This window comes from Oscillibacter sp. MSJ-31 (assembly GCF_018918025.1).
In the GTDB taxonomy this organism is placed as follows: Bacteria; Bacillota; Clostridia; order Oscillospirales; family Oscillospiraceae; genus Hominicoprocola.
On record NZ_JAHLPT010000033.1, the window covers coordinates 1 to 13,638 of the forward strand.

Here is a 13,638-nt window from a genome sequence, read left to right on the forward strand (position 1 = left end):
ATGCCCTGGTCCGAAAACCTACCGGATATTTGCAGGAAAGACTCTTAACTGAAGGTCGGCAGCCATCTTTGCGTGGCCGCCGACCTTCTTTGTCAAGGTACGGGTTATTTACCGCTTACGTAAGGTAAGCGCTCAATAGATAATGTACAATAAGTTGCGCAAATTGGAAAAAGCATAAAAGAAGACATAGCTTGCAGACTCTGGTAGAATGAAGTCACGACACACCATTCTGAAAGGAGACAGCAAACTATGTCCGAGAAAATTGTATAGCTGAATGAGGAAATTATCAAGGGGCAGATCAAGGAATTGGTCCGCGGCAGTGTAGAAGAAACCCTGAACGAACTGCTGGAGAAGGAGGCAGAGTCATTGACGCAGGCGGCCCGCTACGAGCGCAGCGAGGCCCGTCAGGGCTACCGCAGCGGTCACTACGACAGGAACCTTACCACGACCTCCGGCGACGTCACGCTCCACATGCCGCGGCTCAAGGGCGTGTCCTTCGAGACTGCCATCATCGAGCGGTATCGCCGCCGGGAGAGCAGCGTGGAGGAGGCCCTCATCGAGATGTACCTGGCAGGCGTTTCCGCGCGCCGGGTGGAGGACATCACGGAGGCACTGTGGGGCAGCAAGGTCTCGCCCGCCACCATCAACAAGAAAGCCTACGTCCACATCGAGGACTGGCGGAACCGCCCCTTGCAGGGCGGGCGCTATCCGTATGTCTACGTGGACGGCATCTACCTGCGCCGCAACTGGGGCGGAGAGTACGAAAATGTAGCTGTTTTGGTGGCGATCGCCGTGAATGAGGACGGTTTTCGTGAGGTTTTAGGCGCTGCCGAGGGCATGAAAGAGGACAAGGCTAGCTGGGTCAGCTTCTTCCAATGGCTTCGTGGACGCGGCTTGGACGGCGTAAAGCTCGTCATCGGTGACAAGTGCATGGGGATGCTGGAGGCCGTGGGCGATGTGTTTCCGGACGCCAAATACCAGCTGCACGGTGCATTTCTACCGCAACGTTTGGAAATGTCAAGAAATGTGCAGTCGGGAAACACCCAAAATCTGAAAAGCATGGTAATACAGCGCAGTTTTCCGAAGCGGAGCGTAGCGGAACGCAGGAAAACTGTGGCGGCATCGGATCAGGCTGCCGTCTGCGCCTGCGCCCACTCCCGGTACTTCACAGGCGGCAGTCCCAGCGGGTTGCGCGTATAGATCCTAACGCGGTTGTAGTAGATAAAAACATAGCGGAAAATGATCGTTTTGACCTGTTCTCTCGGTAGCTTGTATGCCGCGATCTGGTAGATCTTCTCTTTCTTGAGCGTGGCGAAAAAGCTCTCCATCCGTGCGTTGTCGAAGCAATGTCCGGTGCCGCTGAGACTTTGTATCATGCCGCAGCGAGACAGCTCGGAACGAAAGGCTAAGCTGGTGTATTGACTGCCGCGATCCGAGTGGAACACCGCTCCGCTCAGACTCGGATAGATCCGCTCCAGCTGCCGCACCGTGTCAATGCACAGCTCCTTCTTCCTATTGTCACGCATTTCAAGCGCGACGATCTCGCCGTTGAAGCAGTCCATGATCGGCGAAACATACAGCTTGCCGTCTGCACACTGTACCTCGGTAATATCTGTGAGAAACTTCTCCGAAGGGCGCTGGGCGCTGAAGTCCCGCTTTAAAAGGTTTTCCTGCTCCTGTGCTTCTGTCGTGGTTTTCGTGATACCGTGCGGAATGCGTCTTTTATGGAGCCAGCCATTCTCTTTCATCACGCGGTACACCGTTCTCCGGCTGACGTCGACGCCGTCCTGCTCAAGCGCGAGGCATACGCGATCCACGCCGTAGTTGCGATTATCCGGATGCTCCGCAAGAATTGCATCGATCTTGACCGCAAGAAGCTGACGCCTGTTCCGCTTTTCCCTGTTTCTCAGCCACCGGTAATAACCGGACTCGCTCAAGTGCAGAACACGGCACATCTCCTTTGCCGTGTAGACACCCTTGCGTTCGACTACGAACAGGTGCCGCTCACACGCTTTTACTTCTTGCGATCTTGCGCGAAAAAACCAAGTGCGTCCTTGAGAATATTGTTCGCGGTCCGCAGCCCGGCATTTTCTCGCTCAAGCTCACGGATGCGGATCGTCTGCTCCTCTGCGCTCGGTGTCTTCGCGGGCGGTGTATTTCGGCGTATGCTGTGCCAATCCGCCAGCGTGTAATACGCAACACCGAGCTGCTGTGCAGCCTTCTTCACGCCGATCTCGTCTGACAGCTTCAGCGCTTCTTCCTTGAATTCTTTGCTGTAATGCTTCATTGCGATTCCCTCCATCTCTGTTCTTTCAGTTTAACAGATTTTTGGGGAATTTGCGACTGCACTTACAGGGTACTACTCCAAAGTCCCCTTCCGGCATGGCCTGCGGCGCCTGAAACATGATGTTATGCAGCTCTATCACGACGGCGCAGTTCGCAGCACGCACAGCTCCCGTCAGTGAGCACCCCTCCTCTCCGACGACCCGCAGAAAACCGCTCCCGTAAAACCCGTAAATTGCGATGGTTCCCGACCATGTGCCGGAGACCTTGATCGTCAGGATATCCGTCAGCAGCTTCGGCAGACTGTCAAGGTAGCTCTGCAATGCTGAAAGCTCGATCTCCACCGTGCGGCTCGGCACGCTCACCGCCAGCACCTTGCCGCGTGTAGGCGCAAGATCCTCGTCGACGAGCAGTCCGGCAGGGGATCAGGCGACCGTCACGCCGTCCGCGCCAACAGACTGTCGCAGATAGAAGCGGTAGACGCTCTCACCGCCCGCACGGATCGCACGGCTCTCATCGAGCCGAAACACCTGATAGAGTATTTCCCCCGCCTCGGGATCGCGAGCGTATACGCCCAGCTCCGTGAGCGCGTAGGAGACTCCCGCCCTCACCTCTGCCAGCGTCACCGGCAGCGTGGCGGTCTGTCCATCGGTCTGCGCCGGTCCGACCGTCAAGGTCTGCTTTTCGTCCGCCAGCACGGCAGCGCTTGCCGCCGTTGTTCCGCTGCCTGCCGTGACCTTGGTCACAGTCAGCCCTGCACCTGCGGCGGCCTTTGCCGCCAGTGCAAGCCCCTTAGTCGTGTAAAAGCCCTGTAAGCTCATGCCCGCGCCTCCTTATCGAATGCGCTGGATGCCGCGCTTGGGGCGTTGGGGCGCTGGAGCGGTCATCACGGGCGCTTGCTCCGGCAGGCGCTTTTTGATGTCCTCTGTCAGGCTTGCCTGATACGCCGCGCAGAATTCACGCATGCGCTTGTCCGTATCCGCGTCGTCCTGTCCGACGAGCAGCGCGGCGAAGCTCTCGCTCACGCCCGCCGCGCCGAGCGCGGCTCTGGCGCGCTCGGTTTGCACGCGCGCCTGCTTTTCGGCGCGAAGCGCCTCCAATTCCATCTTTTCTTCGTCTGTCATGTCGTTCTCCTTTACACTTATTGTTTTGCGTTTGCCGCCTCCGCCGCCTTGCGGCGCAGCTCCTCCTGCGCGTCGCTCACCCACGGCAGGTTTTCTAAAATGGTCTGCTGCGACAGCACGGGGGCGAGGGACAGCAGCGTGCTCGCCAGCGCAGTGTTGCCCTGCGGCAGATTCTTGTAGAAGGTCAGCTCGCCGCCGCTGAGCGCAACGCCGCGCCCCATCAGCCGCTCGCCCGCGCTCAGCACGCCCAGCAGGCTGCGCAGGCCGACTGTAAAGCTGCGCTCCTTTGCGCTTCGCACCTGCTCGATGCCCCAGAGCTTATACTGCAAGGCGACGCCAGAGCTGTTGCCCGCAAAGTGCTCATCGCCGAGGTCGGGCGTCATCGAGAGCTGCAAAATACTGCGGCGCAGGTTGGCCTCTAACTGGCCGAGCGCCTCGTGGTTGAGGTTTTTGACCACAAACTCCGCGCGTCCGCCCTCGGAAAGCACAAGGATGCGCGTGCGGTTGGCCTGCTCGATGTCCTTCTGCGTCGTGCCCTGCATGCCGTAGAGCGCAAGAAAGGCATTGTCGACGGACTGCATATCGTCCAGCGCACCGGAGAGCAGCAGATTGTAGGCGTCCACCAGCCCCGTGACCATCTCAAAGTCGCCCACGCCCTGACAGTTGTTGTAGAAGGGCAGCAGGGGAATGGTGTGCAGCAGATTTTCCTCCGCCGTGCCGAGCGTCACGCCGGTTCTGTCCCACACAAACGGGATGAGCCGTTCGGCCGTGTACAGCACGCCGCGCGTTTCGCCCTTACCGCCCGCAAACAGCCTCACGGCAGCGAGCAGGGGGGCGCCCGCGTCGCCGGAGCGAATGGCAAAGCAGTCGCAGGGGTCGCAGCGGCAGACCCGCACGCCGCTGCGCTCCGCCCACACGAGTGCAAAGCCTGCGCCGCAAATACTCAGGTCGCGCCCGAGGTCAAAGTAGAGGTGCGGCAGGTCGAGCGCGCGGCTGAGTTCGGCATAGCGTCCGCCCGCCGCCGCGTCGCCGTAGGCGAGGGTAGGGGAGAGGCCGAGGAAGTAGCCGGTGTGTACCTCGGTGATATAGCGCGGAAAGGGTGCGCGCAGGCGGTTGTCGGGGCGTCCGCGCACGGTCTCGCCCTTGTTGACCGTCTGCTCGCCGTGGTAGTAGTCAAAGAGCCTTTGCCGCTCGGGGCGCACCGTGCGCAGAAACTCGCCCACCGCCGCGCCGAGCGCCTCCGCGTCCGGCGCGCGCGCACAGATGATATCCTGTTTCAAAAAAAGTCCTCCTTCGCTGAAGTAGTCTATACCTTCAGTGTAGGAGGATTTTCCGCCTGCTTCCTCTGTCGCCGTTCACAGCCCGCCGACCGCTCGGACAAAACTCATGTGAGGCAAAAAAGAGGAGCGCCCGTTTCGGGGCGCTCCCTTGTCCTTTATTCGTTTGTCTGCAGCGTTTCGGCAAACCTTGCAGCATCATTTCCGCACGCCTCCAGCGCGGCGATCTTCTCAAAGAATGCCTGCGCTGTTTCGTCCACCGCGACCGGCACCAGCGCGTTCTCATTGTGCGTGCGCAAGGCGTCGGCATACGCCGCCAGCTTCGGCATCAGTGTCTCGCGCTGTGTCAGCAGGGGGCTTTCGTCCGTGTCGATCAGGCTGTAGTACAATATCATACAGCAGCCGTTCCATGTCTCCGCGTTCGAGGCGGAGTAGGCCGCGCCGAGGATCGCCTCGTCGATGGCCTTGCCGTACTGCTGCGTTTGCACATAGTAGCTCACCAGATAGCGCGGAATGGTATTGCTCTGCACCTTGGCGAGCTGCGCGGCATACTCGTCCGCCTGTTCACGGTAATCCTCCGGATATTCCATCTCCAGTGAATTCACCACATAGGAGAGCATCATGTCGTTCCGTTCATAAAGGTCGAGCTTTGCCGCCGCGCTGAGGTTATAGAGAAACTCATCCCCATCCGCGACCGGCGCGTCCGCCTTCGACGCCGCATAGAGGTTGCCGCACAGCGTCAGCACCACGACCGCGGTAAAGCCGATGCCAATATTCCGCGCCAGCAGGGAGGGGTCAAGCCTTTTCGCCTGCGTTTTCTTCTTTCTTCCGTTCTCCTCCGCCGCGGCGGTTTTTTCCGCAAACGGCTCAGCCCACGCGCCGACGATCAGCCCGTAGACAGCATAGGTCATGCAGAGGAACACGATCATCGACATGGATACGTCCCAAAGCATCTGCAAGCCGTTCATCACAAATTCCGCGCACAGTGCAGGGTAGAGCCAGTAAAATTCGTCCTCCCGCGTCTGCTTCCGCCTTTTCCAGAGCGCAAGCAGCATTGTGACCAGCGCACCAATATATAACGCAAGCCCGACCACGCCGTCCTCGAGCAGAATTTGCAGATAATGCTGATGCACATACCTCGTCTCATAAGGATAGTCCTGCACCGCCGTCACGCCGGTCTCGAACGCGCCCACGCCGCTGCCGATGACAGGGCTGCGCCGCCAGAGCCTAAGCGCATCCTGACGGAACAGCGCGCGCCCGATCTCCGAGTAGTTCATACCGAAGCTCTGCACGCGGACTGCCGCAAAGCCCGGCAGCAGCTTGTAGCGCAGCGGCAGCTCGGCGCTGCCGTCGATTAGCACGCGGCGCACCGTCACCCCCGGCTCCGCCGAGAGCTCGAAGAAGGTCTTTGCGTCCTCATCCGATACAGCGAAAGAGATCATTCCCTCCACCGCACCGTTGTGCAGCTCCGTGCCGCTGTTGCCCATCATCTGCACAGCGTTCTGTGTGTAGAGCCTGACCTTGACCTCCCCGTCCGCCTCGACCTGAATCGTATGCTCGCCCGCACTCAACTGTTCACTACGGTAAAGCTCCGGTCCAAAGGTATACGGTCCCGTCACATTCATTGCCGCAACGGCGTACACGCCCGCGCCCAGCACCACCGCGATCAGCACGCCGAAGGCGAGCTTCTCGTGCTGCTCCAGCACCGCGGAGAGCCTCGCGCTCACCGTCAGCTCCAGCAGCACGGACACCCCCGCGTTTGCCAGCAGCAAGGCAAGCACCAGCGCGCTCCGCTCGCTGTTAAACAGCGCAAAGGCAATAAATCCGCACACCAGCGTCGGCACAGCCGCGCCCAGCATCCGCAGCAGGGCCGCGCTGCGTCCCTTTCCCGCAAAAATCAGATATACTGCAACCGCCGCGATGAAGCAGGCGATCGCACCCATGCTGAACACCAGCAGGAATGCGAACGCGCTGACCGACAGCGTAACGGTAAAAAGAACACGCTGCCACCTTTTCTCCGCTCCGCACACGAGCGCGCCCGAGAGCAGAACGCCGATGGCAAAAACCGACGCCTCGATGTTGGAGTTACCAAAGATACCGTACAGGCGTGCGCCATTAAATGCTATGTTATCCGTGTTGATCGCAGGCAGCCTTTCCAACAGCAGCTTTGTAATGCCCGTGCTCACCGCCTCCACGCTCAAAAGCGCATAGAGCGCGGAAATCCCCGCGATCACGCCCATCACGCGCCGCGCAAACGCGCGGTCGAAGCGCCCGTGCATGGCAACGAGCAGGAAGAAAAACACCGCGATGAGGATCTTCGACCCCTCGCGCAGATGAAACTTGCCGGACATCGCCCAAAAAATCGTCACCCACGAAAACGCCGCATAGCCGAGCAGCAGCAGGGAAGGGAGGTTCCAGATCCGTTTGCGGTCGCCGAGCACAAGCAGCGCGATCACACCAATGCCCGCGAGCAGCGTCAGCCATTTCGTTCCAATGCCGCCGAAATGCAGCACTCCCAGCACCGCGAGCGCAAGGCACAGCGCCACCGTGACCCAAGTGAAGTTCTGTTTCCCGTTTATCCTTGCACGCATTGTAAAAGCCTGCTTTCTCAGTATTTTATGGCTTCATTGTACCGTTTTCATGCTTCGGTGTCAAGGCGGAGCTTGGCCCCTTCCATCCGCTTGTGCTTGCGGTGCGGCGCACGACATGATACAATTAACTTACACTAGAGCCAAAATGGAAAGCGGGAGGACAGCAATGAGCCGAGAAAACGAAAAGGTATTGGCGGAGCTTCGGAAATTTCTTGAACTCCACAACGAGGAGCTGAACGATGAGAAGGACTTTGACCGGCTGGCGGAGCAATTTCTGTCGCAGCACAACGGCTCTCCGGACGGCGGCAGTATGGGAGAGATCGAAACGGCCGATGACTATCTGGAGCTCGCTGAGCAGGCCGCATCAAAGAAAAAGCGCCTGAACTACTTGAAAAAGGCGCTGGAGCTTGAGCCGGATCATGTGGACGCGCAGCTTCAGCTGATCCTGACCGAGGCGGAGGACGCTCCGGAGGCACGCCTTACCGCCCTGGAGGATCTCATCAAAAAGGCGGCTAAGCCGTTGGAGGAGGAAGGCTGCTTTGAAAGAGGGACAGGGGCGTTCTGGGGGATCATGGAGACGCGGCCTTATATGCGCGTGCGCCGCGAGTACCTCGGTTCGTTGATCGAATGCGGCATGATGCAGCTTGCGATCGAGGAATGCCGGCAGCTTTTGGAATTGTGCGAGGGGGATAACCTCGGCATTCGCTATCTCCTGATGCATCTCTATGCCTATACGGAGGACGAGCTGCACGCATTGGCGCTGCATCGGAAATACGACGCCTATGAGGAAACGCAAATGCTGCTTCCGCTGTCGATCCTGTATTATAAGCTCCATCAGCTTGACAAGGCAGAGGACCACCTGAAACGGCTGGCTTCGGTCAATAAGGACACGAAGAAATTTCTGCGGATCATGATAAACGGAGACCCCAATGCCCTGATCGACCATCTGGACCCGTACGGGTATCGCCCCTTCACGATCGAGGAGCTGATCGAAGAGCTTGTGGGGAATGCGTTTCTCTTCGCCTCTATACCGCACTTCTTCGCATGGGCATCCAACTGTCTGAGCAAGCGCACAGGCAGCAAGGCAAAGAGGCCGTAGAACGACGGAGAAGGCCGAACGATCCGCCGCAGGTTCCATGTGAAAAATGTCCTGTCTCAATTTGTGGTAAACCGTTGAATATAACCACAATATATGGTATAATGTCCAAAATATGCAGTAGAGAGGATTTTTGCGCATGGCAAAAACTATGTCCGCATTTTATGATATGCCCCCTTGGGTGCAGCAGATGGAGAAACTGCATCGGCAGCTTGAGGCGCTCGCAAGGCCGTTGTCTTTTATCCACGAGGATGCTTTGATTGCAGCGAAAAACATGGCAGAGGCACTTGATAACCCAGCGCTGCAGCAGGCAAGTTTGTTAGCGCAATCGTGTACCCCGGGCATGATCAAAATGATACAGCAGGAGCAACTGCTGATGTCAAAGCTGTATCCTGACGGGATTGTGAAAGCGCTGCAACAGCAGCAACAATTCCTGAACGATTTTGCCCTGTTGACGGATCTGTGTCCAAAGATAGCCGAGCAGATCCCAAGCTGGACCCAATCGCTATCTGACACAACGGCGTTTCAGCACGAGGAACTATGGCTTGCCAGAGAGCAGGGCATATCCCGTTGGGCAGAGACACTTGACCGCGTTTCTGAAATAAATACATCATGCGAATTGGGATCGGATGAAATAGAGGAATTATCTGACGAAGAAAAGCAGCTCCTTACAGCAGAAGCATCTTCTATCGTTGCAGACAGCGAAAACTGGGAGCAACGGTTTATGGCGAGTGTAAAAAAGCACGAAGAAGATCATCCATTTTGGGCTGCTGTACTAAAGTATCTGATCATTCATATTCTTCTCGCTTATATTCTGAACGCAGGTATTTCAAAGCTCGGCGAAGCAGCAAGACCGACCAGAATGTATGAAGACATCACTCCGACATCTCAAGTCATTTACTATATTGAGCAGAATCAGACGGTGATCATTGTCGATGACTCTCCACGGTACTACTATGTGGTAGAAGCAAAAGACAAGGATAATCAGGTCAAAAGAGGCTATGTCAGCAAGCGGTCGATTCACATGATAGAGAAAGTCGATCGTATGGATAACCCCGCAGCGGATTAACCGTAAAGCCGAATATTCCTTACATAGCAGGGAGGTTTCATTCGAAACCTCCCTGCTATCATTTTTGCATATAGAGCAGCAATGCCTATTTGTTTTACAAGCAATTTCGTTCAACCACAAGGTCGTTGACGGTCGTGCCAAGCAGTACGCTCAGCGCGTAAAAGTTATCGATGTTCGGCAGCGTCCGACCCGCCTGCCAGTGATACACGGACTGGGGGCACGCCAGATTCAGATACCGCTGCACATCCAGGACCGTGTAGCCCATCTCGAGCCGGCGGCGGAGGATCTTCTCCCCCGTCGCCTTCACATCGATCACCGGATAGGGCATCACGCGCTGATGCCCTCCTCCGCCCATGTCCGCAGCACGAAGTGATACGGCGCTCCCGTGGGGTCGCACTGGCTGTTGAGCTGTCCGACCAAGCTGCATACCTCCCGCGGGTGGCGCGCTCCGATGAGCACGCTCTCCTTCGCCGGGACGCCGTCCATCGCGCACCCGTCCGTGTACAGGCGCAGCTGATAAAGATCCTCCGCCTTCGTGTTCTTTGCCTTGGCTTCGTAGATGGTCATCCCACCGGTCTTGCTCACCAGCAGGTCGATCTTTCCCTGCAGCCCAATGGTGCGGTAGGTTCCCTCCTCACGGCCGATGCGGAGCGTATCGCTCTCCGCCGCCTTCTTCTCCGCGAGCTTGCCGACGAGACGGCTCTCCAGCGACTCGCGCGAGGCCTCCGGCTGCCTGACGTTGGCGCGGATCCAGCGGAAAAGCGCCTGCGTGCGCGCGTCTCCCTCGACAAAGGCGTTCTTCGTCGTCTCCGTTGCCGGGAACGCGATGCCGTCCTCTCCGCGCAGGTCGATCTGCGCGAGGAAGCGGTTGCAGCTCGGGTGCAGCGCCTTGCCGAACACCTTGCTGTACAGGCCGCGCTCAATGCAGCGGCCGTTGATGCGGATCTCAAGACCGGAGGAGGCCATGTTGCCCTTGTAGTAGGTGGCATTCTCCTTATCCGCCTCGATGGTGCCGTAGCGGCAGCGGACGGTGAGCTTACCGCCGCCGAAGTCCGCCGGCGTCTCTGGCAGCTCCACCGGGTCTTCCTCCCAGAGAGGCTCAAGCGCCTCGAGCTGGTGGAAACTCTCAGGAGCGTTCTGCTCACGGCAGATGACGCCGATGGTGATGCGGCCCTCGGCGAGGATGGCCGCATAGGTGTAGGCGAGTTCCTCTTCGAGGTAGTCGCACAGCTGGCGGAAGTCTGCCTTGGCGCGCTTCGTTGCGGGCTTGAGGCTCTCGAACTTCTCCTTGCTGCAGCGGACGCGGATGGTGGTGCCGGTCTCATGCAGGATGGCGCCGTTGCCCTGATGGACCTTTGCGCGCATCTTCCGGTCGATGGCGGCATAGGGCGCAGATACACAGCGGTACCGGTCTGCCGCCGCATCCTCCTTGGTGCGGCTCTCCAGGAGCCACACCTCGACCTCCTCACAGAGGTAGGAAAGGGCGTTCTTCAGCCCGCAGCCGTGCTCATTCAGCGGCGTCTGCGCCCCGCCGCGGCCGGAGATGGTCAGAGCCGTGCCGAGGTCCGAGATGCCGGTGCCGCTGTCGTAGACGGAGATGTCGACGTAGTCGCCGCCATCCGTGAGACGGAGGATGACCTCGCCGCTGCCGCCGTTTGCCCTGATGGAGGAGACGGCATTGTCCACCAACTCCTCGATGGCCTGAGCAGGGGAGGTGTAGTGGCCTCCAATGGCCTGGAACAGGGCGAAGCCGCTGGGGGTGTTGTCGAGTACCGTGTCGCCGATGCAGACGCCGGAGGGCTCATAGATGTTCTCGGGGATCATGGGATCATTGTTGAAGAGGTTCTGAATGTAGTTGGTCGAGTTCATGGATCATATCTCCTATAAAATAAAATTTAATTTCGGCGCGGTCAGTTCCACGCCTGGGTGCCTTCCTCCGCCTGCAGTCCGAGATGGATAGCCAGAGCGTGACGGAGGGCGAAACGGTCGTAGGGCTCGTAGACGCAGCCGATGCGGCGGATGAGCGTCTTACGGCGGATGGCCTTCACCTTCTCGCACAGAGCGCGGCTGGTGTGGTCAAGGCCCTGTTCCGAGATGAGCACATGCGTCGGGAGCTGCGTGCTCTCGCGGTCCGAGGTGAGGGGGATGACGGTGACGGTATCCGTATCGCCCTCTTGCGAGATGACGATGACGGGACGGCAGTCGTGCCTGCCGAGACAGTCCCACGCCGTCCACATCTCGAAGGGCTTGGTGGTCTTCGTGTTCATAGCAGGTTCTCCTTCGTGATCAGGAAGTGATGGGCAAGAGCTTTCAGGACGCCGTTGCGTTCTTTTGCCGGCCAGACGTAGCCGAGCCCGCAGCCGAGACAGCTTGCGTGGATGGTCACCGGGTAGTCGCACAGCGCCATATAGGTCTTGTCGTCTACGGTGACGAGCGAATGGCTGCCGGCCTGCCAACCTTCGCTGGGCACATAGTGCCCGGTCGGGATGAGCGGGACGACGGTGACATAGTCATCGCAGCTGTTATCATGCGAGACGGTGAGCGTCGGACAAGTTCCGCCGAAGCCGCAGGTTTCCGGCAGAACAGCCAGGCAGCAGAAAAATGCCAGGCTGCGGTTAACGCGCACCCGGATGGGTGCCTTCTTCGTTTCTTCCATGGTATATCTTTACCTCCTTTCCTCAGAGCGGTAAGCAAAACAGCGTGCAGGCATTTCGCCTACACGCTGCTCTACACCACTCCAAGGGTGCGGAAGTCTGACGCCTGAACGCACACGGAGGAACTTTTATAGTGCCCGTATCTTGCCAAATGGGGCAAAACAGGGTATACTACTTCCTGACGGTGCGGCTTCAGCCGTTGTGTAGGTGGATCTGTCACCTGCGCAGGTTGCGGAGTGTTGGTAGCACTCTGCAACTGCCGTTGTTTTGTTATAGTCGTAGTATAACATATATGAACTCATATATCAACTGGCGTTTTTGCCAAATATATGAGCTCATATATGTCGATAGTTGCTAAAGTAAATGAAATTGTGTAGATTGAGGAGATTGAAATGAAAACGACAGACGCTCAGAAGCGTGCGTCAACAAAATGGTTGAGCGAAAAAGTGGAAAATGTTACTTTTCGTGTACCGATAGGGAAAAAAGCTGTTCTTCAAGAACATGCAAAGGCTCATGGGGAGTCTTTAAACGCATTTCTTTATAGAGCTGCAAACGAGACTATGGAGCGCGACAAGCAGAAATAAACCCGTGGGTATTAGAGCTTTGCTTTCGAAGCCATTTCTCTAATACCCACGGTTCTTATTATAATGTATGTCTTTTTAGAAACCGAACACTTTCTCCCGCAGCGCGGGATTCCCGAGGATCGCCAGATACCGGCGAATATTCGGCTCGCCGCGCTCGGCGAGCCGCTCCAGCAGAAGAACGGCGGCCTGTACCTTCGGCTCCGCCTGCCGCGCAATGAACCCGTAGAACATATCCCGAAAAGCGTAGTTCCCCGCACCGGGGATGGCATCCGCCATGGCTTGCAGAAACCTCTCCGGCGGGATCGTGTCGGTAATCCCGTCCAGCTCCGCGCGGAGCGCCTGCATCCACGCTGTCATCTCGTCGGAAAACTGCACCTTGCCGTCCGACCGCCAGTAATACGCCATGTCGTCCGGGGCAACACCGAAAAGCTCCTGCGTGGAGACCGGCTCTACCGGCGGACAGGGCTGCGGCGCTGGAAAGCGCTCTACGCTCGGAATGTCCGCTCCGAGTTCGTCCCACAGGACCCAGAAGTCCACACCGAACTCCCGCGCGGTCATCGCCACAGCGAGGGCGGGAGAAACAAAGCAGTAGGAGAATGCCAGAGTGTTGCCGCCCTGTTCGTCGATCACAATGCTACGCTCGGTCATCGGCATAAGGAGGTATTTTTTTGCATCCTCCAATGTACCGCCGCGCTCGTGCAGCGCCGACAGAGTCTTTTTCAGGTGCGTGAAACAGTTGCGGACCCCGATGGCGTCCTCCTTGTGATAGATCTCAACATCTTCCTCCTCCGAGGACATATCCGCGTAAAATTCCTCGAAAAAACATGCGGCGATATAAGACTCGACCTGCTCCGGATCGGCACACGCGGTGGGAACGTCGTGGATCAAACCGGTCAGGTCCTTGTTGTATTCGCCGCAGTCGTCCTTGTGCAGCAGCTTCTCAATTTCCCACAGTTGGGT

The 13,638-nt window shown here is 58.0% G+C and carries 15 protein-coding genes and 1 pseudogene; 4 read left to right on the forward strand and 12 right to left on the reverse strand.

The annotated features are described in order from the left end of the window. Window positions 1–270 precede the first annotated feature (270 nt). A pseudogene (locus KQI17_RS12585) lies at window positions 271–1,012 on the forward strand (IS256 family transposase); the annotation flags it as partial. Window positions 1,013–1,127: 115 nt separating this feature from the next. Here the strand turns inward: KQI17_RS12585 and KQI17_RS12590 are convergent. The 7 genes from KQI17_RS12590 to KQI17_RS12620 form a co-directional block, all read right to left on the reverse strand. Continuing rightward, entirely contained in the window at window positions 1,128–1,997 is an 870-nt protein-coding gene (locus KQI17_RS12590; RefSeq protein WP_216496571.1) for an IS3 family transposase, read from the reverse strand. Between the two features lie 17 nt (window positions 1,998–2,014). Next, entirely contained in the window at window positions 2,015–2,287 is a 273-nt protein-coding gene (locus tag KQI17_RS12595; protein WP_216496557.1) for a transposase, read from the reverse strand. Between the two features lie 25 nt (window positions 2,288–2,312). Further along, the gene (locus KQI17_RS12600; protein WP_216496558.1) at window positions 2,313–2,627 is read right to left on the reverse strand and encodes a hypothetical protein; all 315 of its coding nucleotides are present in this window, start codon (window positions 2,625–2,627) and stop codon (window positions 2,313–2,315) included. 81 nt (window positions 2,628–2,708) lie between these two features. After that, complete coding sequence (locus tag KQI17_RS12605) at window positions 2,709–3,104, reverse strand: hypothetical protein (RefSeq protein WP_216496559.1); 396 nt, start codon at window positions 3,102–3,104, stop codon at window positions 2,709–2,711. Between the two features lie 12 nt (window positions 3,105–3,116). Then, window positions 3,117–3,407, reverse strand: coding sequence for a DUF4355 domain-containing protein (locus KQI17_RS12610; protein WP_216496560.1), 291 nt, complete (start codon window positions 3,405–3,407; stop codon window positions 3,117–3,119). 17 nt (window positions 3,408–3,424) lie between these two features. Next, window positions 3,425–4,687: a phage portal protein gene (locus KQI17_RS12615; RefSeq protein ID WP_216496561.1), complete on the reverse strand. Its 1,263-nt coding sequence runs from the start codon at window positions 4,685–4,687 to the stop codon at window positions 3,425–3,427. Window positions 4,688–4,842: 155 nt separating this feature from the next. Beyond that, complete coding sequence (locus KQI17_RS12620; RefSeq protein WP_216496562.1) at window positions 4,843–7,275, reverse strand: O-antigen ligase; 2,433 nt, start codon at window positions 7,273–7,275, stop codon at window positions 4,843–4,845. 166 nt (window positions 7,276–7,441) lie between these two features. Between KQI17_RS12620 and KQI17_RS12625 the strand changes: the two genes are divergently transcribed. Further along, window positions 7,442–8,374 carry a lipopolysaccharide assembly protein LapB gene (locus KQI17_RS12625; protein WP_216496563.1) on the forward strand — a complete coding sequence of 311 codons (933 nt, stop codon included), beginning with the start codon at window positions 7,442–7,444 and terminating at the stop codon, window positions 8,372–8,374. Window positions 8,375–8,510: 136 nt separating this feature from the next. Then, window positions 8,511–9,440 (forward strand): hypothetical protein, encoded by a 930-nt coding sequence (locus KQI17_RS12630; RefSeq protein ID WP_216496564.1) that lies wholly within the window; start codon window positions 8,511–8,513, stop codon window positions 9,438–9,440. A gap of 94 nt (window positions 9,441–9,534) precedes the next feature. Here the strand turns inward: KQI17_RS12630 and KQI17_RS12635 are convergent, their stop codons facing one another. The 4 genes from KQI17_RS12635 to KQI17_RS12650 are packed head-to-tail and all read right to left on the reverse strand — an operon-like array spanning window position 9,535 to window position 12,096. Next, the gene (locus KQI17_RS12635; RefSeq protein WP_216496565.1) at window positions 9,535–9,771 is read right to left on the reverse strand and encodes a helix-turn-helix domain-containing protein; all 237 of its coding nucleotides are present in this window, start codon (window positions 9,769–9,771) and stop codon (window positions 9,535–9,537) included. Next, window positions 9,768–11,309 (reverse strand): ATP-binding protein, encoded by a 1,542-nt coding sequence (locus tag KQI17_RS12640; RefSeq protein ID WP_216496566.1) that lies wholly within the window; start codon window positions 11,307–11,309, stop codon window positions 9,768–9,770. Before KQI17_RS12640 ends, KQI17_RS12635 begins: the two co-directional genes overlap by 4 nt. 41 nt (window positions 11,310–11,350) lie before the next feature. Continuing rightward, complete coding sequence (locus tag KQI17_RS12645) at window positions 11,351–11,707, reverse strand: type II toxin-antitoxin system PemK/MazF family toxin (protein ID WP_216496567.1); 357 nt, start codon at window positions 11,705–11,707, stop codon at window positions 11,351–11,353. Continuing rightward, entirely contained in the window at window positions 11,704–12,096 is a 393-nt protein-coding gene (locus KQI17_RS12650; protein ID WP_216496568.1) for a hypothetical protein, read from the reverse strand. The genes KQI17_RS12645 and KQI17_RS12650 overlap by 4 nt, the downstream gene beginning before the upstream one ends. A 390-nt stretch (window positions 12,097–12,486) precedes the next feature. On the opposite strand from KQI17_RS12650, the gene KQI17_RS12655 reads away from it, so the two are divergent. Beyond that, window positions 12,487–12,678: a hypothetical protein gene (locus KQI17_RS12655; protein ID WP_216496569.1), complete on the forward strand. Its 192-nt coding sequence runs from the start codon at window positions 12,487–12,489 to the stop codon at window positions 12,676–12,678. 75 nt (window positions 12,679–12,753) lie between these two features. Here KQI17_RS12655 and KQI17_RS12660 read toward each other — a convergent pair. Then, window positions 12,754–13,638 (reverse strand): hypothetical protein (locus KQI17_RS12660; RefSeq protein WP_216496570.1); only part of this gene is annotated, 885 nt, incomplete at its 5' end.